This is a genomic window from Rhodoferax sp., assembly GCF_010365055.1.
Lineage (GTDB): Bacteria > Pseudomonadota > Gammaproteobacteria > Burkholderiales > Burkholderiaceae_C > Rhodoferax.
The window spans coordinates 111333-134383 of the sequence record NZ_JAAFHA010000004.1 but is presented as its reverse complement, the minus strand read 5'-3'; the positions used below and the strand labels follow the sequence as shown (position 1 = coordinate 134383).

Genomic DNA, 23051 nt, shown 5'->3' with positions numbered 1-23051 from the left:
GCCAACCAGAAACGCTGGAATTCTCGTGCCAATCAAAAAGTACCTGCTCACTGGCTTACTGGTCTGGTTGCCATTGGCCATCACCATTTGGGTGCTGCTGTGGCTGGTCGGTCTGCTCGACGCGATTTTTGGCGGTGTCTTGACGGGCCTGGTGGCCCTGACCCCCAACGCTGCCGGCACCCTGATCGAGCCGCTGCGTCGCATTCCCGGCCTGGGTGTCGTGCTGGTCTTTAGCGCCTTGCTGCTCACCGGTGCGCTGGTCTCCAATGTGGCAGGTCGCTGGTGGCTGGCGCAATGGGACCGGCTGTTTGCCCATATTCCGGTTTTCAAGACCATTTACAACAGCGTCAAGAAAGTGTCGGATACACTTTTTTCAAGCAATGGCAATGCGTTTCGCAAGGCCATGCTGGTCCAGTATCCGCGCGCCGGGGTCTGGACGATTGCGTTCCAGACCGGCACGCCCGGCGGCGAGGTGGCTGAGCACCTTGGGGCTGATTTTGTGAGTGTCTATGTGCCGACGACGCCGAACCCGACCAGTGGTTTTTTCCTGCTGCTGCCACGCGCTGAAGTGATTGAATTGCAGATGAGTGTCGACGAAGCGCTGACCTATGTGATTTCCATGGGCTCGGTGGCGCCAACGGCCGCGATTCGGCTGGCACCCAAGCAAGTTCCTCTTTAATTTCTCGATAACCTGTACCGCCTTGTGAGGCGGGCTTTGAAAGTTGTTTATGGCCATGCGCTCTCATTATTGCGGTCTTGTGACCGACGCCCTGTTGGGTCAAACCGTGACCCTGTGCGGCTGGGTCAATCGTCGGCGCGACCATGGCGGCGTGATCTTTGTTGATATTCGCGACCGTGAAGGTTACGTGCAGGTGGTGTGCGATCCGGACCGTGCTGACATGTTCAAAGTGGCTGAGGGTCTGCGCAACGAGTTCTGCATTCAGGTCAAGGGTCTGGTGCGCGCTCGCCCCGAAGGCACTGTCAACGAAGGCCTCAAGAGCGGCAAGATCGAGGTGCTGTGCCATGAGTTGACCGTGCTCAATCCCTCGGTCACACCCCCGTTCCAGCTTGACGATGACAACCTGAGCGAGACCACGCGCCTGACGCACCGGGTGCTGGACTTGCGCCGCCCCTACATGCAAAACAATTTGATGCTGCGTTACCGCGTGGCCATGGAGGTGCGCAAGTTCCTCGATGCCAATGGCTTCATTGACATCGAGACCCCGATGCTGGGCAAGTCCACCCCCGAGGGCGCGCGCGACTATCTGGTGCCGAGCCGCGTCCATGACGGTCACTTCTTTGCCTTGCCGCAAAGCCCGCAGCTGTTCAAACAGTTGTTGATGGTGGCCGGCTTTGACCGCTATTACCAGATCACCAAGTGCTTCCGTGACGAAGACCTGCGCGCTGACCGTCAGCCCGAATTCACGCAGATTGACATTGAGACCTCGTTCCTGAGTGAGCAAGAGATTCGCGACATGTTCCAGGGCATGATCACGACCGTCTTCAAGACCACCTTGAATGTTGACCTGGGCGAATTCCCCGTGATGGCCTATTCCGAGGCGATGCATCGCTATGGTTCCGACAAGCCTGATCTGCGTGTCAAGCTCGAATTCACCGAGTTGACGGACGTGATGACGGACGTGGACTTCAAGGTGTTCTCGGGCGCCGCGACCATGAAGGGTGGCCGCGTGGCGGGCCTGCGTATTCCGGGCGGCGCACGCGAGACCGGCGGCTTGACCCGGGGTGAGATTGACGCTTACGCCGAGTTCGTCAAAATCTACGGCGCCAAGGGGCTGGCGTACATCAAGGTCAATGACCTGAGCAAAGGGCGCGAGGGTCTGCAGTCGCCCATCGTCAAGAATATTCACGACAAGGCGCTTGCCGACGTGCTGGCCCGCACCGGCGCGCAAGATGGAGACCTGATTTTCTTTGGTGCGGACAAAGCCAAGATCGTCAACGACGCCATGGGCGCCTTGCGCCTCAAGGTGGGCCACAGTGAGTTTGGCAAGAAGAACGCCTTGTTCGAAAAGGGCTGGCGCCCGATGTGGGTGGTGGACTTCCCGATGTTCGAGTACGACGAGGAAAACCAGCGCTACAGCGCCGTGCACCATCCGTTCACGGCGCCCAAGGAAGGGCATGAAGACTTGATGGTGACCGACCCTGAGAAGTGCATTTCGCAGGGCTATGACATGGTGCTCAATGGCTGGGAAATGGGCGGTGGCTCGGTGCGTATCCACCGCGCCGATGTGCAGCAAAAAGTGTTTGACGCCTTGAAGATCACCCCCGAGGAAGCGCAGGAAAAATTCGGCTTCCTGCTCGATGCGCTGCAATACGGTGCGCCACCGCATGGCGGCCTGGCCTTTGGTCTGGACCGCATCATTACCCTGATGACCGGTGCCGAGTCGATCCGTGATGTCATCGCCTTCCCCAAGACCCAGCGCGCCCAGTGCCTGCTGACGCAAGCGCCGTCCACGGTGGACGAAAAGCAATTGCGTGAACTGCACATCCGGCTGCGTACCCCTGAGCTGACAAAAACGGTTTGATCAAGTTCGCTCAAGCGGGCTTCAGGCAAAATCAAAGGGTGCTTGATCAAGCATCCTTTTTTTTATGCCATCAACCTACAAAATCCCTGAATCCGTTCTCGTGGTGATTTACACCCCGGCGCTCGATGTGCTGCTGATCAAAAGAGCCGACGCGCCTGATTTTTGGCAATCGGTGACCGGCAGCAAAGACGCGCCAGGTGAGACCTTTGAGCAAACCGCGGTGCGTGAAGTGCTGGAGGAAACCGGCATTGACTGCGGCCCGGGTACGCCGCTGGCCGCTCATCTGCATGACTGGCGACTGGAAAACGTCTATGACATCTATCCCCGTTGGCAGCATCGTTACGCGAGCGGCGTCACGCGCAACACCGAGCATTTGTTTGGCTTGCAGGTGCCGCACGCCACCCCGGTGCGGCTGAGCCCGCGCGAGCATACGGCCTACCAGTGGCTGCCCTACCGGCAAGCGGCGGCCACTTGCTTTTCACCTTCTAACGCAGAAGCTTGCTTGCTGCTGTCCAGCTTGGCAGATACAAAGGCTTTGGCATGAATATTTTGCGCGTCGCCACCTACAACATTCATAAGGGCGTGCAGGGCATTGGCCCGCAACGTCGGCTGGAAATTCACAACCTCGGTCATGCGGTCGAGCAGTTGGATTCGGACATTGTTTGCTTGCAGGAGGTCCGGCTCTTGAACCGGCGCGAGGCGCAGCATTTCGAGCGCTGGCCCGCGCTGTCGCAGGCAGATTTTTTGGCACCGGAAGGCTACGAGGCGGTGTATCACACCAATGCGTTTACCCGGCATGGCGAGCACGGCAACGCCATGTTGTCGCGCTGGCCGGTGGCAAGACATCAGCAGGAAGATATTTCCGATCACCGTTTCGAACAGCGCGGTTTGCTGCATGCCGAGGTGCTGGTGCATGGCCACGCCGTGCATGTTGTGGTGGTGCATCTGGGGCTGATCAAGGCCAGTCGCACACGTCAGATTGCGCAGTTGCAGCGCTTTATTGAGCGCGAAGTACCTCCTGCAGCGCCGCTGTTGGTGGCCGGAGATTTCAATTGCTGGGGAAACCTGGTGCAGCGGGCGCTTGATGCGACAGATTTGAAAGCCTTCACCGGCCCGCGTCAGCCGACTTTTCCGGCCCGGCTGCCGCTGGCGCAGTTGGATTATGTCTACGCCAGGGGTTTGGTGCCGCTGGGGGTGCAGGTGCCCCGTGGTCGCATATGGTCGCGCATGTCCGACCATTTGCCCTTGATTGCCGAGTTCGGTTTGCCGGAAACTGAACCCTTGCGGGGCCGCTCGTAGCGGCATCTCCGAAAGCCATGCCACAACCCCGACCCGGTCACCAGATTGTTCTGCTGCAGGGTGCGCAGGCGTTTTTTCCGGCGATGGTTCGGGCGATTGAGCGCAGCGCCCATGAAGTTCGCATGGAGACTTACATCTTCAGTGTTGAGGCCAGCGGTGAAAGTGTGGCCATGGCGCTGGAGCGCGCCGCCCGGCGCGGCGTGGCGGTGTACCTGGCGATGGACGGCGTCGGTACGCCGCGCATTCCGGCGCAATGGGTGTCCCGCTTCAATGCTGCGGGGGTCAATTGGCGCATTTTCTCGCCGCTGGGGCGGTTCGGTCTGCTGATTCCGAGTCGCTGGCGGCGCCTGCATCGCAAACTGTGTGTGGTCGATGGCACGGTGGCCTTCTGCGGTGGCATCAACGTGCTTGATGATTGGTATGACCCCAACCATGGCACTTTGAGGGCGCCCCGTTTTGATTTTGCCGTGCAGGTGACGGGTCCGTTGGTACAGGCGGTCCATGAGGCGTGCGTGCAGTTCTGGTGGCGCTCTCAGGTCGCCAGTACCATGCGCCAAAGCGATTTCTCCGCCGCCTGGGTGGCGCTACAGACAGCGGTGAAGCTGAAGTTGAAGTCCGATCCGGATTCTGACGCATCCAACGACGCGGGTGCCTGGACCAGGGGTGAGGTGGGTTACAGCACCAACGCCGACTTGGTGCTGCGTGACAATGTGCGAAACCGTTCCCGGATTGAGCGGGCCTACCGAAGAGCCATTGGTGCCGCCCGCACTGAAATCATCATTGCCAATGCCTACTTTGTTCCGGGCCGCAAACTGCGCAAGGCACTGGTGCATGCTGCGCAACGCGGGGTGCGGGTGCGGCTGTTGCTGCAAGGGCGTTACGAGTACTTCATGCAATACCACGCGGCGCGCTCGGTCTACGGTGCGCTGTTGGCGGCGGGTGTTGAAATCCATGAGTATTCGGTCAGTTTTCTCCACGCCAAGGTGGCGGTCATTGATTCTCACTGGGCCACGGTCGGCTCTTCCAACCTGGACCCCTTGAGTTTGCTGCTGGCGCGTGAGGCCAACGTGGTCGTAGACGATGTGCCCTTCGCGCAGGATTTGCGCGCGCGGCTTGAGCATGCCATGGTCCAGGATGGCGTACGCGTGGACCCTGGCGCCTATGCCAACCGGCCGTGGCGCCAGCGCTTTCTGGACCGCGTGGCATTGGGCATCATGCGCATCCTGCTGTTCCTGAATGGGAAACGCTATTAAAAAAATAGCATGTTACGCTGAGTGGATGAGGTCTACCGGCCAAAAACTCTCTAAGTAAAACGCTGCTACCATTCTTCCATGTTAATGAAAAGCCAAATCACCATGAATCCAAGCGATGTCGATGAGGGTACGCCCGTCTCCGTCAAAATTCGGGAACGACTGCTGGCGGCGCGCAAGCGCTTCCATGCCAACGACAACATTGCCGATTTCATCGAGCCCGGTGAGATGGAGCAGTTGCTCGACGAGGTAGAAGACAAGATGAAAGGCGTGCTGAGCAGCCTGGTGATTGACACGGAGCATGATCACAACACTGACAAGACGGCGCGTCGGGTCGCCAAGATGTATCTGAAAGAGGTGTTCAATGGACGCTACGTCAGCGCGCCCACCATCACCGAGTTTCCCAACGCCGAGCACCTCAACGAGTTGATGATTGTGGGCCCGATCACGGTGCGCAGTGCCTGCAGTCACCACTTGTGTCCGATCATCGGCCAGATCTGGATTGGCGTACTGCCGAATGAACATACCAATGTGATTGGCTTGTCCAAGTACGCGCGCCTGGCCGAGTGGGTCATGGGCCGACCGCAGATTCAGGAGGAAGCAGTGGTCCAGTTGGCCGACCTGATTCAGCAAAAAACCCAGCCTGACGGTCTGGCTATCGTGATGGAGGCCAGCCACTTCTGCATGGGCTGGCGTGGCGTCAAGGACATGGACAGCAAGATGATCAATTCAGTCATGCGCGGCAGCTTTCTCAAGGATCCCAATCTGCGCCGTGAATTCCTGTCGCTTATTCCCAAGAAAGAAGGCTGATCATGTTGGTTCGTTTGCTTTACGCCAGCCGCGCCGTTGACACCAGTCCGGATGCCATTGAGGCCATTCTGCTGAAATCGCGCCAGCACAACCCGGAGTGCGGCATCACCGGCATCCTTTGCTACGGCGGCGGCATCTTTCTGCAGGCGATTGAAGGTGGGCGCATGGCCGTGAGCGAGCTGTATGGCCACATTCAGAAAGACACCCGACATCACGATGTGGTTCTGCTGCACTACGAAGAAATACCCGAGCGCCGCTTTGGCGGCTGGACCATGGGGCAGGTCAACATGTCCAAGATCAACGCCTCCATTTTGTTGAAGTATGCTGAAAAGCCGGAGTTGAATCCGTATTCAGTGTCGGGCACGGTGTCGCTGGCACTGTTGGAAGAATTAATGGCCACCGCCTGCATCATCGGGCGTGCTTGAGTTTTTTGACGAGTCCTTGGTTGCGCGCAACGCGTAACTTGGCTGTTTTGTGACGGGAACGGTGCTGTTAGGGTGCGACTTTTCAAGCCGTCCCTCTCGTAAAAAACCAATCATTCTGGCCTTTGGGGCCCTGCAATCCGGGCGCGTTCAGCTATTGAAACTAGAGCGACTGGAATCGCTGGATGCGTTCGCCTGCTGGTTGCAGCAACCCCTGAGTTGGGTCGGTGCGTTTGACCTGCCCTTTGGTCTGCCGCGTGAGCTGGTCCAGACCCTAGCCTGGCCGACGCAGTGGGAAGCGTGTATGCGCCACTACGCGACCTTGAGTCGAGGGCAAATCCGCGACACATTTGCTGCGTTCTGCGCTGCCCGCCCCGCAGGTGGCAAATTTGCCCACCGGGCGACCGACCTTCCGGCCGGCTCCAGTCCCTCCATGAAATGGGTCAACCCGCCAGTGGCCTACATGCTGCATGCCGGGGTCCCGCTATTCCTCGCGGCTGGCGTCCAGCTGCCGGGACTGCACGCGGGCGACCCCAACGATGTCGACGCGCATGGCCAAGCGCGCCGGGTGGCGTTGGAAGCCTATCCGGGTTTGCTGGCGCGCGAGGTTGTCGGCCGGCGCAGCTACAAGAGCGACGACAAGGCCCGGCAAACGCCAGAGCGCCTGATTGCCCGCAAAGACCTGATCACGGCGCTGGAGCATGGCCAGACCCGACTCGGATTGCGACTCAAACTGACCCACGCCCAGCGCGACGCGCTGGTGGATGATGCCAGTGGAGATACGCTGGATGCGGTGCTGTGCCTGACGCAGGCGGCTTGGGCGCAGGCGCGACATGCCCAAGGTGACGCCGGCTACGGCTTGCCGGCTGATCTGGACCCGCTGGAGGGGTGGATCGTCACCGTCAGTCGTGACGGTGCTATGCCTGCTGCTTGATGATGGTGTCTTCCAGCTTGGTGGCCAGCTGGGAAATTGCCATGGCAGCGGGGCAGCCAGGCGTCGATTGCATCAGCAATTGGCGACGCATCACCGCTTGGCGCACCGAGGGGTCGGACGGTATGTCGCCGAGATGAATCAGGCGAATCGGACGCCCTGGTTCGGTCACCACAAATCGGTCCAACACCTGCTGCAATTGGGTCGTGATGGCACGCCCGTCACCCAGACGCGCCGTCTGGTTGATGACCATGCGAATGGTCTGGCGTTTTTGTTGCCCAACAAGCACCTTGATGGTGGCATAGGCGTCGGTCAGCGAGGTCGGCTCGGGTGTGGCCACCACCAGCACCTCGGAGGCCAGGGAGACGGCAAACAGCACGACATCAGAGATGCCAGCACCGGTATCGAGCAGCACGATGTCGTAATGCGGTATCAGCCCGCTCATGATGCGCAGGAAGTCGTCGCGCACTTCTGGGGTCAGGCGTGAGTACTCCACCATGCCGGAGCCTGCCAGCAAGACCGAAAAACCGCCCGGCGCCCGCACGATGGCGTCTTCGAGCTTGGCCTTGCCGGTAAACACATCGTGCAGGGTGACTTTGGGGTACAGGTTCAGCACCACATCCAGATTGGCCAGACCCAGGTCAGCGTCGAGTACCAGCACCCGGTGGCCGCGCTTGGCCAGCGCTGCGGCGAGATTGGCCGAAACAAAGGTCTTGCCAACGCCGCCTTTGCCGCTGGTCACCGCCAGCACCTTGCCCAGGGGCTTCAGCGGCACGGTGGGCGCGGCCACATTGTCTTGTGGAGGATTCAGGACGTCGCTCATCATCAGTTCAACCTCTTCATTGCGCTGTCTGCTGCACCAACCGACGCGTCATTCGAAACACTCTGCAGCCAGGCCGGGTTTCCAATGGAAAGGTGGCCAAACAACATATTTTTCTCTTCCGCACTCACGGCGATCTCCGGCTGCTGGTCAATATAAACGCGGTCGCGCCCCTCCGATTTGGCTCGATAGAGCTGGATGTCAGCCCGATCGGTCCACAAGGCGGTGGTGGAGCGAACCCATTCGGGTGCATAGGCGCCCCCGATGCTGATCGTGACCTGCAGACTTATCAGTGGCGCCACCAACACATTGAGGGAACCGACAGTTGCCCGGATTCGTTCCGCCACGATTTTCCCAAACGACGGTGGGCAGTTGGGCAGAATCGCGGCGAACTCCTCGCCGCCGTAACGCGCCACGGTGTCCATCGGTCGCACGCAGGACGCCAGGGCTTTGGCAACGGCCTGCAGCACCCGGTCGCCCGCCAAATGGCCATAGGTGTCGTTGACGTTCTTGAAATGATCAATGTCCATCATCAACAGCAAGGCAGATTCTCCTGAACGGGCCACGGCGTCAATTTCGCGGGCCAGCACATTGCGGAAATGACGTCGGTTCGCCAATCCAGTCAGCGGGTCCTTCAGGGACAGTTCGCACAACTTGTCGATGACCCTCTGCAAATACTGGGTGCGGGATTCATCTGGCTCGGGCAGACTGTCCGACGCATCGTGCGCCAGCAGGGCGCGTGCATCATCCAGACGCAAGTCATGCAGATCGATCATGGCGGATACAGTTTCAGAAGTCACGGAACAATATGAATGTGATAGCAAACCAGTCTAACAGGAACATTTTTCAACCAATGACCAAAAGTTCACAGTCTTTACTGGCCAATAGCGGGGCTTCTTTGGTGGCGGCAGGGCCTGGTCGCGGCCTTTGAACCTGTTGCCTTGACAATCGACCGAATGCATCGAACATTCTTGCGCCAGGGACTGACAAGGCCTTTCCATTTTTTTTTGCTGGTGGCGATTTTTCTTGCAGCCAGTAGCGCCCAGGCGAAATCAGTCTTTGCTGGCAGAGTCTCCCATGTCTCGGACGGTGACACGCTCTGGGTTCGCCCGGGCGCAGGGGGCCCGCCACGCAAGCTGCGCATTGACGGCATCGACGCGCCTGAGATCTGCCAAACCGGTGGACAGGTCGCGCGCGAAGTGCTGGCGCAGCGGGTGCTGCACCGGCACGTCGAGGTAACGATTCGGCGCCATGATGACTACGGGCGAGGCCTGGCGCGCATTCAAATTGATGAGCATGACTTGGGTCGGCAGATGGTGCAGGCCGGCCAGGCCTGGTCCTATCGCTGGCGCCGCGACCTGGGGCCCTACGCCGCTGAAGAGGCCCTTGCAAGGCAATCGCGCTTGGGACTGTTTGCCGCGGACGCCGCCGAATTGCCGCGTGATTTCCGCCGGCGCCACGGTTCTTGTCATGCGGCGTCGCGCTAACCCCAGCGTGTCAGCGCATACCGCCGCAAACGGCGCAGCTGGCCTGGCGTGCCACACGGACTTCCGTGAACTCCATGGAGCGGCCATCGAGCATCAACAGACGCCCGGTGAGGGGGCGCCCGGCACCGCTGAGTAATTTGAGCGCTTCAGCCGCCTGCAAGGAGCCAATGATGCCCACCAGCGGGGCAAAAACGCCCATCGTCGCGCAGCGCGTTTCTTCCAAGCTGTTGTCCGGGGGAAAGACGCAGGCATAGCAGGGGGAATTCACGTCGCGCGGGTCATAGACACAGACCTGGCCGTCAAAGCGGATGGCCGCACCCGATGCCAGCGGTCTGCGGTGTTTCACGCAAGCCGCATTGATGGCGTGGCGCGTGGCAAAGTTGTCTGAACAGTCCAGTACGACATCGGCCTGCGCCACCAGGGTGTCCAGCAGTTCGGCATCGGCGCGTGCCACGACCGGCGTCACCTGCACGTCAGGATTGATGGCTGCGATGGCGGCCTGAATGGACAGCACCTTGGGCTGGCCGACACGCGCCAGGGTATGCGCGATTTGCCGCTGCAAATTGGTCATGTCCACGTTGTCGTGGTCAACCACCGTGATGTGGCCGACGCCCGCTGACCCCAGGTAGAGGGCAACCGGTGAGCCCAGACCACCCGCACCCACGATCAGGGCACGACTGGCCATAATCTGCGCCTGGCCCTCAATCCCGATTTCGTTCAGCAGGATGTGGCGCGAGTAGCGCAGCAGTTGCTCGTCCGTCATGCGCCGATTTTCATTCTTCTTTCTTTTCTTCCGGGCGCTCGACCAAGGTCTTGCTGACCAGCACCGGCTGACCTTTGAGCTGGTTGATGGCCTGCAGCAGTTGGAAATCCTTGTCGGTCCCGTACTCCGGCAACTTGCGCTCGGCCAGCGGTTTCTTGAGCTCCTCTTCCAGTTTTTTAACCGCCTCTTCCCGCTCCTTCTCGCTGAAGGCAGTTTTCTGTTCGTCGCTCTGGCCGTTGCTCAGGTGTTTTTCCAGATCCGCCTCGCGCGTGCGCAGCGCAGCAAACAGATTGCCTTCCTCGGTTTCATCGAGCATGACGTCGGGCACGATCCCCTTGGCTTGAATCGAGCTGCCGCTGGGCGTGTAGTAACGACTGGTGGTGAGCTTCAGGGCAGCCGATGGGCAGTTGTCCATGCGAAATCCGGAGTCCAGGCAGACTGCGGTTTGCACCGAGCCTTTGCCGAACGTTTGATTGCCCATCAGCTTGGCTCGCTTGTGATCTTGAAGCGCCCCGGCGACGATTTCACTGGCTGAGGCCGAGCCTTCATTGACCAGCACCACCAGCGGCACGCTTTTTAGTGCGCCCTTGGTTACGTCAGCCAGTCGCTTGAGCGGATCAGCACCACCACGGCGCTGGTAATACTCGGGCGCCGCCTTGTAGGTGAACTTGCTCTCGGCCAACTGGCCGTTGGCCGATACCACCGTCACATTGGCGGGTAAGAATGCCGCCGAAATGGCCACCGCGGCGTCCAGATAGCCGCCTGGATCATTGCGCAAGTCCAGCACCAAGCCCTTGAGATGGGGTTCCTGCTTGTAAATTTCTTCCACCTTGCGCGCGAAGTCGGCCACGGTGCGCTCCTGGAACTGGCTCAGGCGAATCCAGGCGTAACCCGGCTCAATCACCTTGCTGCGCACCGACTGGGTACGAATTTCCTCGCGCGTGATCGGGACCGTGAACGTTCGATTTTCAGACTTGCGCAAAATCGTCAATAGCACTTTGGTATTGGGCTCGCCGCGCATGCGCTTGACGCCTTCGCTCAGCGAGAGGCCCTTGACCAGGGTGTCGTTGATCTTGATGATCAAGTCGTTGGGTTTGATGCCCGCCCGAAACGCGGGCGAGCCTTCAATTGGCGACACCACCTTGATCACGCCATCTTCTTGCGAGATTTCGATGCCGACGCCGACAAACTTGCCGGTCGTGCCTTCGTTGAAGTCCTTCAGCGCCTTTTTGTCGAGATAGACCGAGTGCGGGTCCAGCCCTGCCACCATACCGGCGATGGCATCGGTGATGAGCTTCTTGTCGTCCACGGGTTCGACGTAATTGCTCTTCACCATGCCAAAAACGGCCGCCAATTGCTGCAGCTCCTCCAGCGGCAAGGGAGTGAGCGCGCCACGCGCCACCGTCTGCAACGACACGGTGGTCAATGCGCCCGCCATGACACCAATTGAAATCCAACCGGTGATTTTCAGTTTTTGACCCATATATTCCTCAATTCAGTTCGGGATAGAGCTTGCTCGCCCCGCGTGACCGCAGTCAGTGCCGCAAAAATTTCAAAATTTCCCAATGTACACGCTTTGACGAATCTCACAGTGTGAGGTTCCCCGTTTACTCAAGCTTTACCCTGCGAGGCCACGGCGGCAGCGGCTTTGGCCGCAGCCTCGGCGTCGCCCAGATAGTAGTGGCGAATCGGTTTGAGGTTCTCGTCGAGTTCATACACCAGCGGAATGCCGTTCGGAATGTTCAGGCCCACGATGTCGTCGTCGGAGATGTTGTCCAGGTACTTCACCAGCGCCCGGATCGAGTTGCCGTGCGCCGCCACCACGACGCGCTTGCCCGCTTTGATGGCGGGCGCCAGCGCCTCGTGCCAGAACGGCAGGACCCGCGCCACGGTGTCTTTCAGGCACTCGGTCAGGGGCACCTGGTCCTGCGGCAGCCGGGCGTAACGCGGGTCTGCGCGCTCGCTGCGCGGGTCGGTCGGTTCCAGTGCAGGTGGCGGGGTGTCGTAGCTGCGCCGCCATGCCAGGACCTGGGCGTCGCCATATTGTTTGGCGGTTTCCGCCTTGTTGAGCCCCTGCAAGGCGCCGTAGTGACGCTCGTTGAGTCGCCAGCTGTTGACCACCGGGATCCAGGTGCGGTCCATCTCGTCGAGCACATGCCACAGGGTGCGGGTAGAGCGTTTGAGGACGCTGGTGTAGGCAATGTCAAACTCATAGCCTTCGGCCTTGAGCAGCCGTCCGGCGTTCTTGGCCTGCTCGATGCCAGTGGTGGTTAAATCAACGTCGGTCCAGCCGGTGAAGCGGTTGTCAAGATTCCAGGTGGATTCGCCGTGGCGGATGAGAACGAGTTTGTACATGGTGTGGTTGGGGCTCAGACAAGGGCAAAACGCAGGGCAAATACCTTGCGCGCCCCGTCATTCTAAAATGCCGCCTTTACCCACGGCTCTCTACAAGGATTAAAGTGAAGTTTATTCTCGATAACTGGATGATTATGTCGGTCGCGCTGGCCTCGGGCGCCATGCTGTTTTGGCCGGTGCTCAAGGGCGCCAGCGGCGGCTCTTTGACTGCGACGGGTGCCGTGCAACTGATCAATCGCGAAAAGGCGGTGGTCATTGATGTCTGCGAGGGCAATGAGTTTGCCGCGGCGCATATCGTTGGCGCCAAGCATATTCCCTTGGGCCAGCTGGAAGAAAAATTGCCCGCTGCGGTGAAGAACAAGGCGCTGCCCTTGATTCTGGTGTGTCAGTCGGGCGCGCGTTCCAAGCGCGCCGTGGCGATCGCCCACAAGCTGGGCTATGCGCAGGCGCAGTCCTTGGCGGGCGGTCTGAGTGGCTGGCGCGCCGCCAATTTGCCACTTGAAAAATCCTGATCAACCAGAACGTGAACCTGATTTAAAGAAGATGAGTCCCATGCAAACCGTCAAGATGTACACCACCGCCGTCTGCCCTTACTGCACGCGTGCCAAGCAGATTCTCAAAGCCAAAGGGGTGGCCCAAATTGAAGAAATCCGCATCGACACCGATCCACAGGCGCGCGCCCAGATGATGGAAAGCACCGGCCGGCGCACCGTGCCGCAGATATTTATCGGTCAGACCCATGTGGGGGGGTGCGATGATCTGATGGCGCTGGACGCGCAGGGTGGCTTGCTGCCCTTGCTCAATGCTGCCTGACGTTTTGTGCAGCCGGTGCCCTGATCTTCACCTGAGATAATGGCTGCCGTTCCCCTTCGTTGGCCCGCTCAATCCGTCAGGCAGCGGGCTTTGTTTTAACTGAAATCTTGCGCAACAGACCGTCACCCGGCGGTCGCCGGGCCAGCGCTGTCCACCACCAACCATCAAGTAAGGAATTCCCATGACCGACCAGCAAGCTCCCGTTTTCCAGATCCAGCGCGTTTACCTCAAGGAAGCGTCGCTGGAACAACCCAATTCGCCCGGCATTCTGCTGGAGCAGGAGTCGCCCACGGTTGACATTCAGCTCGGCGTCAACGCCGGGCCCGTGGCGGACGGCGTGTATGAGGTCACCGTCACGGCCACGGTGCAAACCAAGATCAAGGACAAGACCGTGTTTCTGGTGGAAGCCACACAAGCCGGTATTTTTGAAATTCGCAACTTGCCGCAAGAGCAGATGAGCCAGATCATGGGCATTGCCTGCCCGCAAATCGTTTACCCCTATCTGCGCGGCAACGTGGCCGACCTGATCCAGCGCGGTGGCTTTCCGCCGGTGCACCTGTCTGAAATCAACTTCCAGGCCATGTTCGAGCAGCAACAGCAACAACAGGTGGCCGCCGCCGCTGAGGTTGAGACCCCTACCGTCATCCAGTAAAAATATATAGGTTTTAGGCCTCTAGCCCTCGTATTCATTGCGTAAGCAGCTATGAAAATAGTAGTTCTTGGCGCCGGTGCCTGGGGCACGGCGTTGGCGCTCAATGCCTGCGGCAACGCGGCGGCCCAGCACACCGTCACACTTTGGGCGCGCGACTCGGCGCAAGCCGACGTCATGCGGGCCCGCCGGGAGAATGTGCGCTACTTGCCGGGCATCAGCTTGCCAGCGGCGCTGGGCATCAGCTCAGCGCGTTTGCCTGACGCCTCCCACTTGGCGGCCCTCGATCCCGCGGCCCCGGACTCGTTTGGCGCATTGGTCAACGACGCTGATTTGGTCGTCCTGGCCACGCCAATGGCCGGTTTGCGCACCATGTTGACGCAGCTGCGCCACCGCCGTGTGCCGGTGGCCTGGCTCTGCAAAGGCTTTGAGGCTGCGCAGTCTTCAGGGACTTTTGGGCTGCTAGCCCACGAGATACAAGCGCAAGTAGCTCCTGATTTAGTAGCCGGAGGCTTAAGCGGCCCGAGCTTCGCGCTGGAAGTGGCGCGTGGCCAGCCGACCGCGCTAGTGGCCGCCAGTGCGCATGCCGTGGTGCGCGACACCTTGGTGGCGGCTTTTCACAGCCCGACGCTGCGGGTCTACGCCAATGACGACATCGTGGGCGTCGAAGTGGGCGGGGCGGTGAAGAACGTGCTGGCCATTGCGGTTGGCCTGTGCGATGGCTTGAGTCTGGGCTTGAATGCCCGGGCCGCCCTGATTACCCGTGGCCTGGCCGAGATGACGCGTCTGGGGGTGGCCTTGGGCGCGCAGGTCGAAACCTTCATGGGCCTCACCGGTCTGGGCGATCTGGTGCTGACGGCCACCGGCGATCTGTCACGCAACCGGCAGGTCGGTCTGGCGCTGGCGCAAGGCCAGTCTTTGTCGCAGGCGGTGGCGTCGCTGGGCCATGTGGCCGAAGGCGTCTATTCCGCCCGAACCGTGGTGCAACGCGCGGCCGGTCTGGGCGTGGAGATGCCGATTGCGCAGGCGGTGTTGGCTCTGCTCGACGGGCAGGTCAAGCCGGTGCAGGCTGTGGCCGCCCTCATGGGCCGTGATCCGGCCAGCGAACAAGCCTGGTGTTGATGGACCTGGCGTCAACTCAACGCTGACGCCACCTTCCGGTCAACGCTCGTCTTGGTTGATGCGCGCGGCAATATGCGCCAGCGCCTGCTCGACCTGATCCACCAGAATCAAACACAGATCGCCCTCGCGCAAGGTGTCCATCGCGGCATCGATGGCGCGAAACTCCCCTTGAATCTCCGCGATGTCTTGGGTGCGCGTCGCCTGCGCCAGGCCCGCCCGCAGCAGTGCCAGCACCTCGCCATCGGCGCGCCCGCGCTGACACTGGTCCTGGTACAGCACCACGTTGTCAAATGCACTACCAAGAATTTCTGTTTGCTGGCGGATGTCTTCGTCACGGCGGTCGCCGGCGCCGCTGATCACGACCGTGCGGCGTTTGGCCGGCATGCTTTCGACCGCCTGAACGAGCGCAGCAATGGCGTCCGGATTGTGGCCATAGTCGGCAATGACCGTCGCGCCGCGGTAGCTGAACAGATTGAAGCGGCCCAGGGCGTTGTCGCTGTCGTTGACGAAACTGGCCAAGCCTTGTTTGATCGCGTCCCACGTCACCCCAAGCGCCCATACCGCCGCGACCGCCGCCATGACGTTCTCGACCTGGAACCCGATGCTGCCCCGATGGGTGATGGGAATGTCTGACAGCGCCATCTGGTGCTGAACCTTGCCCTCGGCCGCCACCAGGCGGTCACCGTCCACGTAGATGGCGCGCCGCCCCTGTGCCAGGTGCGTGGCCATGACCGGCTGATGCCGGTCCATGGCAAAGAAGGTCACGGAACCGCGGCAGTACCTAGCCATGGCCACCACGACGGGGTCGGCGGCATTGAGCACCGCCACGCCGTTGGGGGCAATGTTTTGCACGATCACGCGCTTGAGCACGGCCAGATCTTCAACCGTGGTGATGTAGTTCAGGCCCAAGTGGTCACCGCTGCCGACATTGGTGACGACCGCCACATCGCAGCGGTCAAAGGCCAGCCCTTCGCGCAACATGCCGCCGCGGGCCGTCTCCAGCACGGCCGCATCCACGTCAGGGTGCTGCAACACGTTGCGCGCACTTTTGGGGCCGCTGCAGTCACCGGTGTCGATGCGCTGACCGGCGACGTAGACGCCGTCGGTGTTGGTCATCCCGACGCGCAGGCCGTTCTGCGTCAGCAGGTGGGAGATCACTCGCACGGTGGTGGTCTTGCCGTTGGTGCCGGTGACGGCCACCAGGGGAATACGACCGTTCTCCTGCGCGCCAAACATGCAGTCGATGATGGCCTCGCCCACGGGGCGGCCCTTGCCGTAGGACGGCGACAGGTGCATGCGCAGACCGGGCGCGGCATTGACCTCGACCACGCCACCGCCCTGTTCTTCGAGCGGGTGCAGGATGCTGCTGCAGACCACGTCCACGCCGCAGATGTCCAGGCCCACCATCTGCGCCGCAGCGACGGCGCGCGCGGCCACTTCCGGGTGGACGCTGTCGGTGACGTCGGTGGCGGAGCCGCCGGTGGAGAGGTTGGCGTTGTGGCGCAGCGGGACGCGCTGGCCCTTGGGCGGCACCGATTCGGCCCCTAAACCCTGGCCGGCCAGGCACGCCAACGCAATATCGTCAAAGCGGATCTTGGTCAGTGCGGTGGCATGGCCGGTGCCGCGGCGCGGGTCCTGGTTGACCTTTGCCACCAGTTCCTCAATGCTGTGCTGACCATCGCCCACCACGTTGGCGGGGTCGCGATGCGCGGCCGCCACCAGCTTGTTGCCCACCACCAGCAGGCGAAAGTCGTTACCCGGCAGGTAGCGCTCGACCAGGATGTCATCGTCGAACTCGGCGGCCGCTGTGTAGGCTGCCAGCAGCTGTTCGCGCGAGCTGATGTTGACGCTCACCCCTTTGCCCTGGTTGCCGCTCTTGGGCTTGAGGACCACCGGCAGACCGATGTCACAGGCGGCCGCCCAGGCATCCTCCGGTGTATCGACCTCGCGCCCCTGGGGGACCGGCACACCGGCGGCGGCGAGTATTTTTTTGGTCAGTTGTTTGTCCTGGGCGATTGCCTCCGCAATGGCACCGGTGCTGTCCATTTCAGCGGCCTGGATGCGGCGCTGCTTGCTGCCCCAGCCAAAACTGATCATGCTGCCGGTCGTCATGCGCCGGTAGGGGATGTTGCGGGCCAGCGCCGCCTGGACGATGGCGCCCGTGCTGGGCCCCAGGCGGACATCTTCGTCGAGCTCGCGCAGTTGCTGCAGCGCTTGTGGCAGGTCAAACGGGCGGTCGTCCTGCGCGGCCTGGCACAGGGCTTGCGCCAGCTCCAAGGCCAGCCGACCCACGGCTTCTTCTGAATACTCCACCACAATCTGGTAGACGCCGGGCTCGGTGGTGGCCGTGGTGCGGCCGAATGTCACGGGGCAGCCAGCCAGGGCCTGCAGATCCAGCGCGGCCACTTCGAGCGCATGGGCCATCGGCACGGCGACCTTGTGCCCCGTCGGCTGCAAGGTGCTGAGATCTGGAAAGCGTGCCCGCAGGCGCCTCTCAAAACCGTCGCAGTTGCCGATGTCGCACTCGGCCGGCGTGCAGGTCACCACCGCCTCGATGGCGGTGTGGCTGCTCCAGAGATTGGGGCCGCGCAGGGCGCGGATGCGTGAGACGTCCATAAAATCAGTGCTTCTTTTTTGGGTCAGATTCATAGGCGCGCAGGCCTGCTTCGATCAGTTCGGGGGCGACGCCTGCGGCCCAGGCCGCGGCCACCGCCGCCATCAGCATGTCGGGTTTCTCCGTCTTGGTCGGTTTCATGGCGGCCATGGACACGAGCGCCACCTGTTCCATGCCCTGGGCCAGAACAATCTGCCGGTTCTGCACAAAGACCACCCGCTTGCCATCAGCCCGATGTCGGCCGATGGCGTCGAGTTGTGGATCGACTCCGTAAAAAATGACTTCCCCATCACACAGCTCAGCCATCGCCACCACGCGGGCGTCGGCCGCATTCAGGACAGCCGTGCCGTGCGGCAGGATCACGTCGACCTGGGTGCGCACCACGTTGGAGAGCTTGTCCAGGTCATCAATGTAGAACTCGGTCAAAGTCTCAAAGCCATTGACATCGGTCACCACACCGACCGAGCACTTGTCATAGGCCAGGCCCTCGCTCAGGATCATGCGGCTGTCGTTCTCGAAAACGGCCACCTCCACCGCACGGTTGATGAGCAGGCGCTGCGCGTCCTCCCAGTGGGTGCTGTCATGGGCTTCAACCTGGCGCGCACCCAGATAAAAGCCATCCCGGCAGGCCAGTGCCACTTTGTTGCCGTTGATATGGAGCAGCCAGGCGATCAGGCGCGCAATGCGCGTGGTGTTTTGACTGCCAGTCACGCCCACCACGGGAATGCGGCCGTTCTTGTCAACGCCAAACAGGTGTTCGACGATGGCCTTGCCGACCGGGCGTGGCTGCCCGCTGGCAGGTTTCAGGTGGGCCAGCAAACCCGGGCTGGCATTGACCTCGATCACGGCACCACGCTGTTCGGTCATGGGGCGGGAGACGTCTTCAAGGACCAGGTCCACACCCGCCACATCCAACCCCACCACCCGTGCCGCCAGAGTGGCGGTAGCGGCCACGCTCGGATGGACGTCGTCGGTGACATCGAAGGCGACGTTGCCATTGCGCTGAATCAGGACTTTGTCACCCGCGGCAGGCACCGAGTACGCGGTGAAGCCCTGGCGTTCGAGCTCCAGAATGATCTCGGCGCCGTCCTGTGGCGCCAGCGCGTTGAGCGGGTCGTCTTCGCCGGTGCCGCGCCGGGGGTCGGTATTGATCTGGCGGTCGACCAGTTCAATGATGTTGGACCGTCCATCGCCCGTGACCCAGGCGGTTTCGCCACGGGCCGCCGCCACCACGCGCTTGCCAACCACGAGCAGGCGATGCTCGTTGCCCGAAATAAATTGCTCGACGATCACGCTGCCGCCGCCTTTGCGCTGCGCCAGCAGAAAGGCCGCTTCGATGTCTTTCTGGTTGTTCAGGTCCAGCGACACGCCGCGCCCGTGGTTGCCGTCATAGGGTTTGAGGGCGACCGGCAGCCCGATGTCCTGCGCGGCCTCCCACGCCTCTTCGGCGCTGTTGACCACCTGCCCTTGCGGCACCGGCACGCCACATGACTGCAGCAGGGACTTGGTCAAATCCTTGTCACTGGCAATTTCTTCGGCGATGGCACTGGTCTGGTCGGTCTCTGCCGTCCAGATGCGGCGCTGGCCCGCGCCATGACCGAGTTGCACCAGATTGCCGTCCGACAGGCGCAGGTGGGGAATGCCGCGCTCGGTGGCCGCCTCCACGATGTGCGCGGTGCTGGGCCCTAAGCACAGCGAATCAACCAGCTCATGCAGCCTGGCCACGGCCGCCGCCATGTCATAGGGCTGGCCGTCGATGGCGGCCATGACGAGATCGCGGCCCGCCTCGAGCGCCGCACGGCCGACCTGTTCCTGGCGCGTGCGGAAAGCCATCTTGTACACGCCCCGCACCGACGTCTGCCGGGTCTTGCCGAAGCCGGTGCGCATGCCGGCCAGATTCTGGAGCTCGAGTACCACATGCTCCAGAATATGGGCGACCCAGGTGCCCTCGCGCAAGCGCTCCAAAAATCCGCCTGGCGCACCGATGCCGCAGCGATGCACTGCGAGGCCGGGCAGCATGGCGGTCAAACGCTCATAAAATCCGGGGATGGTGTTGGAGGGATAGTCTTCGAGTACGCCGATATCGACCCAGGCTTCGATGACCGGACGGTAAGTCCAGATATTGGGGCCGCGCAGATGAGTTACCCGCAGCAATTGAATGTTCTTCGTCATGAATCTAAATACTTTGGGTAAGCCCGTAGTCGGTATCAACCTTGATGTCCTCGAGTCTATTGCAATTCAATCCTGGCACCGCTTCGCCATGGGGCTGTCAACCGGACCGGCAAGCCGCCCGTTAACCTGCAGAATCCTGTGGCCCCAATGACAAAACAAATCCCCGCCTCTGAAACCTTGCTGAACGACCTCTCGGAGGATTGGCGGGCACAGGTTAAAACGCAACTCCAAGCTGGTGAGAACGTTTCAGCCCTGCTGCAGGTGGACCTGGACCACAAACTTTCTTTTGTTGATGGTCTGGTGCTGGTCACCAACCAGCGCATTCTGAGTCGCGCGCCGGATGGCAGCTGGCAGGTTTGGGTGTACCGGCCTGGGCTGCTGCTCACGCACCATGACCACGCAGGTGTCGGCCATCTGGCCCTGAATGACGCACAGGGCCGCCTGGCTGCCTGGTCTTTCACGCTGGGGCACAACCTGCAGGCGATCCGTTTGCTGGATCAATTTCAGATCAATGCCCAGAGTGCCGTGACCGGGCTGCCGCCAGCGCTGCTTGAGGGGCGTCGTTGCCCCAGCTGCAAGGCGCCGCTGGCGCCCGATCAGGACCAATGCCCGATCTGCACCAAAGTCATCCACACGCCGCCGTCGACCCGCACGCTGTTTCGGCTCTGGCGCTTTGCCAGGCCGTATCGCGGTCAGCTGTTCGCCGGTTTTGTATTGACGCTCTTGGGCACCGCGGCCAGCCTGGTGCCGCCTTACTTGGCCATGCCCTTGATGGACGAGGTGCTGATTCCGTTTCAAAACGGCCAGCACATCGACCCCATGCTGGTGGCGCTCTACCTGTCCGGGCTGTTCGGCTCGGCGCTGCTGGCCTGGGGGCTGTCCTGGGCCAAGTCCTACATCCTGGCGCTGGTGTCCGAGCGCATCGGGGCCGACCTGCGCACCACCACCTATGAGCACCTGCTGCGCATGTCGCTGGAGTATTTCGGCGGCAAGCGCACCGGTGATTTGATGTCGCGCATCGGCAGCGAGAGCGACCGCATTTGCGTCTTTTTGTCGCTGCACCTGCTCGACTTTGCTTCCGACATCCTGATGCTGATCATGACGGCAGTGATCCTGATCTCCATCAACCCCTGGCTGGCACTGGTCACGCTGGTGCCGCTGCCGTTCATCGTCTGGATGATCCGCTCGGTGCGTTTTCGGCTGCAAACCGGCTTCGAGAAGATTGATCGGGTCTGGTCCGAAGTCACCAGTGTGCTGGCTGACACCATTCCCGGCGTGCGCGTGGTGAAAGCCTTTGCCCAGGAAGACCGCGAGGCGGCGCGCTTTCGCGAAGCCAACAAGCACAACCTGGCGGTGAATGACCGCATCAACAAGATATGGTCCCTGTTTTCGCCCAGTGTCTCCTTGCTGACCGAGTGGGGGCTGCTGGTGGTGTGGGCGTTTGGCATCTGGCTGGTGTCCAAGGGTGACATCACGGTCGGTGTGCTGATGGCTTTCATTGCCTACATCAGCCGCTTCTATGGCCGGCTCGATTCGATGAGCCGCATCGTGTCGGTGACCGAAAAATCAGCGTCGGCGGCCAAGCGGATTTTTGATATTCTGGACCACGTTTCCAGCGTGCCCGAGCCGACCCAGCCCGTGAAGCTGGAGCGCGTTGAAGGGCGCATCGAGTTGCGCGACGTGAGTTTTCGCTATGGCAACCGCGAAGTCAACAAGGGCATCAATCTGGTCATTGAGCCGGGCGAGATGATCGGCCTGGTCGGTCACAGCGGCTCCGGTAAGAGCACGCTGGTGAACCTGATCTGCCGCTTTTACGATGTGTCGGAAGGCTCGATCCGGGTCGATGGTGTTGATGTCCGCTCCTTTCCCATCGCCGACTTTCGCCGCAATATCGGACTGGTGCTGCAGGAGCCGTTTCTCTTTTTCGGCACCATTGCCGACAACATTGCCTATGGCAAGCCGCACGCCACGCAGGCCGAGATCATTGCAGCGGCGCGTGCCGCGCACGCGCATGAATTCATATTGCGCCTGCCGCAGGGCTACGATTCGATGGTGGGGGAACGCGGCCAGGGCTTGTCCGGCGGCGAGCGCCAGCGCATCTCGATTGCGCGTGCCCTGTTGATTGACCCGCGCATCCTGATCCTGGACGAAGCGACCTCGTCGGTCGACTCCGAGACCGAGAAAGAAATCCAGAAGGCGCTGGAGAATCTGGTGCAAGGGCGCACCACCATCGCCATTGCCCACCGCCTGTCGACCCTGCACCGCGCCAACCGGCTGGTGGTGCTGGACCGGGGCGAAATCGTGGAAGTGGGCACGCACGACGACCTGATGGCGCGCGAAGGGGCGTATTTCAACCTGTATCAAGCGCAGGCGCGCAACATGGATGTGGACATGGACGATGATAGAAGACGCAATGTCAGGGTCGATAACGTGAAAGACGACAAATGAACGACACCCCAACCGTGACCAGCCTGAGTTTTCAGCTGAGCCGCAATGCGTTCGGACGGCTTGTTCTGACGACCGCCGCGGGTGAGGTGTTTGAAAACGTGGTGCCGGTGCGGGCATTCCCGATCCAGTCGCCCGACGACGGCATTGCCCTGGTGCACACCGATGGCCATGAGGTGGCGTGGATTGAGCGCCTGGCGAAGCTGCCCGAGCCGGCGCAGAGCCTGATCCGCGAAGAGCTGGCAACGCGCGAATTCATGCCGGAAATCTTAAACATTGACAGTGTCACCAGCTTTTCCACGCCATGCACCTGGCAGGTCCAGACCGACCGCGGCGACACGCGCTTTGTGCTGCGTGGCGATGAGGATATACGCCGCGTCGGTCCCACCATTTTGTTGGTGACCGACTCGCACGGCATCCAGTTTTTGATCCGTGACCGCGCCAACCTGACCAAGGACAGTCAGAAGATTTTGGACCGTTTTTTATAAGATATTGGCTTCTAGCCCCCGTGTTATATGGGTGAGTAGCTATTAATTTAATAATATGTTTTTAATGT

At 61.2% G+C, this 23051-nt stretch carries 22 protein-coding genes; 15 read left to right on the top strand and 7 right to left on the bottom strand.

Annotation, left to right across the window (positions count from 1 at the left end; genetic code table 11):
• The first annotated feature begins 31 nt into the window (after window positions 1-31).
• From GZ093_RS02250 to GZ093_RS02215, 8 genes are all read left to right on the top strand, one after another.
• Window positions 32-679, top strand: coding sequence for a DUF502 domain-containing protein (locus tag GZ093_RS02250; RefSeq protein ID WP_296481587.1), 648 nt, complete (start codon window positions 32-34; stop codon window positions 677-679).
• Between the two features lie 49 nt (window positions 680-728).
• Complete coding sequence (gene aspS / locus GZ093_RS02245) at window positions 729-2543, top strand: aspartate--tRNA ligase (protein ID WP_296481482.1); 1815 nt, start codon at window positions 729-731, stop codon at window positions 2541-2543.
• A 64-nt stretch (window positions 2544-2607) separates the two neighbouring features.
• Complete coding sequence (nudB, locus tag GZ093_RS02240) at window positions 2608-3087, top strand: dihydroneopterin triphosphate diphosphatase (protein WP_296481480.1); 480 nt, start codon at window positions 2608-2610, stop codon at window positions 3085-3087.
• Window positions 3084-3842: an endonuclease/exonuclease/phosphatase family protein gene (locus GZ093_RS02235; protein ID WP_296481476.1), complete on the top strand. Its 759-nt coding sequence runs from the start codon at window positions 3084-3086 to the stop codon at window positions 3840-3842. The genes nudB and GZ093_RS02235 overlap by 4 nt, the downstream gene beginning before the upstream one ends.
• A 17-nt stretch (window positions 3843-3859) precedes the next feature.
• Window positions 3860-5095 carry a cardiolipin synthase ClsB gene (gene clsB, locus GZ093_RS02230; protein WP_296481472.1) on the top strand — a complete coding sequence of 412 codons (1236 nt, stop codon included), beginning with the start codon at window positions 3860-3862 and terminating at the stop codon, window positions 5093-5095.
• A gap of 78 nt (window positions 5096-5173) precedes the next feature.
• Window positions 5174-5902 carry a GTP cyclohydrolase I gene (gene folE / locus GZ093_RS02225; RefSeq protein ID WP_296481469.1) on the top strand — a complete coding sequence of 243 codons (729 nt, stop codon included), beginning with the start codon at window positions 5174-5176 and terminating at the stop codon, window positions 5900-5902.
• Between the two features lie 2 nt (window positions 5903-5904).
• Entirely contained in the window at window positions 5905-6327 is a 423-nt protein-coding gene (locus tag GZ093_RS02220) for a BLUF domain-containing protein (protein ID WP_296481466.1), read from the top strand.
• 49 nt (window positions 6328-6376) lie between these two features.
• Complete coding sequence (locus tag GZ093_RS02215; RefSeq protein WP_296481463.1) at window positions 6377-7258, top strand: DUF429 domain-containing protein; 882 nt, start codon at window positions 6377-6379, stop codon at window positions 7256-7258.
• On the opposite strand, the gene GZ093_RS02210 is transcribed toward GZ093_RS02215, so the two are convergent.
• Together GZ093_RS02210 and GZ093_RS02205 are read right to left on the bottom strand one after the other, a co-directional pair.
• Complete coding sequence (locus GZ093_RS02210; RefSeq protein WP_296481460.1) at window positions 7242-8078, bottom strand: MinD/ParA family protein; 837 nt, start codon at window positions 8076-8078, stop codon at window positions 7242-7244. The genes GZ093_RS02215 and GZ093_RS02210 overlap by 17 nt on opposite strands.
• A 2-nt stretch (window positions 8079-8080) precedes the next feature.
• Window positions 8081-8851, bottom strand: coding sequence for a GGDEF domain-containing protein (locus tag GZ093_RS02205; RefSeq protein WP_296481584.1), 771 nt, complete (start codon window positions 8849-8851; stop codon window positions 8081-8083).
• A 180-nt stretch (window positions 8852-9031) separates the two neighbouring features.
• On the opposite strand from GZ093_RS02205, the gene GZ093_RS02200 reads away from it, so the two are divergent.
• Window positions 9032-9562, top strand: coding sequence for a thermonuclease family protein (locus GZ093_RS02200; protein WP_296481458.1), 531 nt, complete (start codon window positions 9032-9034; stop codon window positions 9560-9562).
• A gap of 10 nt (window positions 9563-9572) precedes the next feature.
• Here the strand turns inward: GZ093_RS02200 and moeB are convergent, their stop codons facing one another.
• The 3 genes from moeB to gpmA form a co-directional block, all read right to left on the bottom strand.
• Window positions 9573-10325 (bottom strand): molybdopterin-synthase adenylyltransferase MoeB, encoded by a 753-nt coding sequence (gene moeB / locus GZ093_RS02195; RefSeq protein WP_296481454.1) that lies wholly within the window; start codon window positions 10323-10325, stop codon window positions 9573-9575.
• A 10-nt stretch (window positions 10326-10335) separates the two neighbouring features.
• A complete protein-coding gene (locus GZ093_RS02190) occupies window positions 10336-11808 on the bottom strand; it encodes a S41 family peptidase (RefSeq protein WP_296481452.1) in 1473 nt (490 codons plus the stop codon).
• Window positions 11809-11936: 128 nt separating this feature from the next.
• Window positions 11937-12680, bottom strand: coding sequence for a 2,3-diphosphoglycerate-dependent phosphoglycerate mutase (gene gpmA, locus GZ093_RS02185; protein ID WP_296481449.1), 744 nt, complete (start codon window positions 12678-12680; stop codon window positions 11937-11939).
• Window positions 12681-12784: 104 nt separating this feature from the next.
• Here gpmA and GZ093_RS02180 point away from each other — a divergent pair, with 104 nt between their 5' ends.
• The 4 genes from GZ093_RS02180 to GZ093_RS02165 all read left to right on the top strand — a co-directional run bounded on the left by GZ093_RS02180 (window position 12785) and on the right by GZ093_RS02165 (window position 15264).
• Window positions 12785-13192 carry a rhodanese-like domain-containing protein gene (locus tag GZ093_RS02180; RefSeq protein ID WP_296481447.1) on the top strand — a complete coding sequence of 136 codons (408 nt, stop codon included), beginning with the start codon at window positions 12785-12787 and terminating at the stop codon, window positions 13190-13192.
• Between the two features lie 40 nt (window positions 13193-13232).
• The gene (gene grxC / locus GZ093_RS02175) at window positions 13233-13493 is read left to right on the top strand and encodes a glutaredoxin 3 (protein WP_296481444.1); all 261 of its coding nucleotides are present in this window, start codon (window positions 13233-13235) and stop codon (window positions 13491-13493) included.
• A gap of 181 nt (window positions 13494-13674) precedes the next feature.
• The gene (secB, locus tag GZ093_RS02170) at window positions 13675-14145 is read left to right on the top strand and encodes a protein-export chaperone SecB (protein ID WP_296481441.1); all 471 of its coding nucleotides are present in this window, start codon (window positions 13675-13677) and stop codon (window positions 14143-14145) included.
• A 51-nt stretch (window positions 14146-14196) separates the two neighbouring features.
• Window positions 14197-15264, top strand: coding sequence for an NAD(P)H-dependent glycerol-3-phosphate dehydrogenase (locus GZ093_RS02165; protein ID WP_296481436.1), 1068 nt, complete (start codon window positions 14197-14199; stop codon window positions 15262-15264).
• 39 nt (window positions 15265-15303) lie between these two features.
• On the opposite strand, the gene cphA (GZ093_RS02160) is transcribed toward GZ093_RS02165, so the two are convergent.
• Together cphA (GZ093_RS02160) and cphA (GZ093_RS02155) are read right to left on the bottom strand one after the other, a co-directional pair.
• On the bottom strand, window positions 15304-17880 hold the full coding sequence (gene cphA / locus GZ093_RS02160) for a cyanophycin synthetase (protein WP_296481433.1): 2577 nt from the start codon (window positions 17878-17880) through the stop codon (window positions 15304-15306).
• Window positions 17881-17884: 4 nt separating this feature from the next.
• On the bottom strand, window positions 17885-20050 hold the full coding sequence (cphA, locus tag GZ093_RS02155) for a cyanophycin synthetase (protein ID WP_296481430.1): 2166 nt from the start codon (window positions 20048-20050) through the stop codon (window positions 17885-17887).
• Window positions 20051-20197: 147 nt separating this feature from the next.
• Between cphA (GZ093_RS02155) and GZ093_RS02150 the strand changes: the two genes are divergently transcribed.
• Together GZ093_RS02150 and GZ093_RS02145 are read left to right on the top strand one after the other, a co-directional pair.
• Window positions 20198-22498 (top strand): ABC transporter ATP-binding protein, encoded by a 2301-nt coding sequence (locus tag GZ093_RS02150; RefSeq protein ID WP_296481424.1) that lies wholly within the window; start codon window positions 20198-20200, stop codon window positions 22496-22498.
• Complete coding sequence (locus GZ093_RS02145) at window positions 22495-22983, top strand: DUF1854 domain-containing protein (protein WP_296481422.1); 489 nt, start codon at window positions 22495-22497, stop codon at window positions 22981-22983. Before GZ093_RS02150 ends, GZ093_RS02145 begins: the two co-directional genes overlap by 4 nt.
• Window positions 22984-23051 lie beyond the last annotated feature (68 nt).

What these genes read in the sequence shown, in the direction of transcription:
- GZ093_RS02205 (WP_296481584.1), bottom strand. Translation starts at nt 8,851, where the DNA reads ATGATCGATCTGCATGACTTGCGTCTGGATGATGCACGCGCCCTGCTG.
- GZ093_RS02190 (WP_296481452.1), bottom strand. Translation starts at nt 11,808, where the DNA reads ATGGGTCAAAAACTGAAAATCACCGGTTGGATTTCAATTGGTGTCATG.
- GZ093_RS02150 (WP_296481424.1), top strand. Translation starts at nt 20,198, where the DNA reads ATGACAAAACAAATCCCCGCCTCTGAAACCTTGCTGAACGACCTCTCG.
- clsB (WP_296481472.1), top strand. Translation starts at nt 3,860, where the DNA reads ATGCCACAACCCCGACCCGGTCACCAGATTGTTCTGCTGCAGGGTGCG.
- GZ093_RS02145 (WP_296481422.1), top strand. Translation starts at nt 22,495, where the DNA reads ATGAACGACACCCCAACCGTGACCAGCCTGAGTTTTCAGCTGAGCCGC.
- folE (WP_296481469.1), top strand. Translation starts at nt 5,174, where the DNA reads ATGTTAATGAAAAGCCAAATCACCATGAATCCAAGCGATGTCGATGAG.
- cphA (WP_296481430.1), bottom strand. Translation starts at nt 20,050, where the DNA reads ATGACGAAGAACATTCAATTGCTGCGGGTAACTCATCTGCGCGGCCCC.
- GZ093_RS02200 (WP_296481458.1), top strand. Translation starts at nt 9,032, where the DNA reads ATGCATCGAACATTCTTGCGCCAGGGACTGACAAGGCCTTTCCATTTT.
- GZ093_RS02220 (WP_296481466.1), top strand. Translation starts at nt 5,905, where the DNA reads ATGTTGGTTCGTTTGCTTTACGCCAGCCGCGCCGTTGACACCAGTCCG.
- GZ093_RS02165 (WP_296481436.1), top strand. Translation starts at nt 14,197, where the DNA reads ATGAAAATAGTAGTTCTTGGCGCCGGTGCCTGGGGCACGGCGTTGGCG.
- cphA (WP_296481433.1), bottom strand. Translation starts at nt 17,880, where the DNA reads ATGGACGTCTCACGCATCCGCGCCCTGCGCGGCCCCAATCTCTGGAGC.
- grxC (WP_296481444.1), top strand. Translation starts at nt 13,233, where the DNA reads ATGCAAACCGTCAAGATGTACACCACCGCCGTCTGCCCTTACTGCACG.
- nudB (WP_296481480.1), top strand. Translation starts at nt 2,608, where the DNA reads ATGCCATCAACCTACAAAATCCCTGAATCCGTTCTCGTGGTGATTTAC.
- gpmA (WP_296481449.1), bottom strand. Translation starts at nt 12,680, where the DNA reads ATGTACAAACTCGTTCTCATCCGCCACGGCGAATCCACCTGGAATCTT.
- secB (WP_296481441.1), top strand. Translation starts at nt 13,675, where the DNA reads ATGACCGACCAGCAAGCTCCCGTTTTCCAGATCCAGCGCGTTTACCTC.
- GZ093_RS02235 (WP_296481476.1), top strand. Translation starts at nt 3,084, where the DNA reads ATGAATATTTTGCGCGTCGCCACCTACAACATTCATAAGGGCGTGCAG.
- aspS (WP_296481482.1), top strand. Translation starts at nt 729, where the DNA reads ATGGCCATGCGCTCTCATTATTGCGGTCTTGTGACCGACGCCCTGTTG.
- moeB (WP_296481454.1), bottom strand. Translation starts at nt 10,325, where the DNA reads ATGACGGACGAGCAACTGCTGCGCTACTCGCGCCACATCCTGCTGAAC.
- GZ093_RS02210 (WP_296481460.1), bottom strand. Translation starts at nt 8,078, where the DNA reads ATGAGCGACGTCCTGAATCCTCCACAAGACAATGTGGCCGCGCCCACC.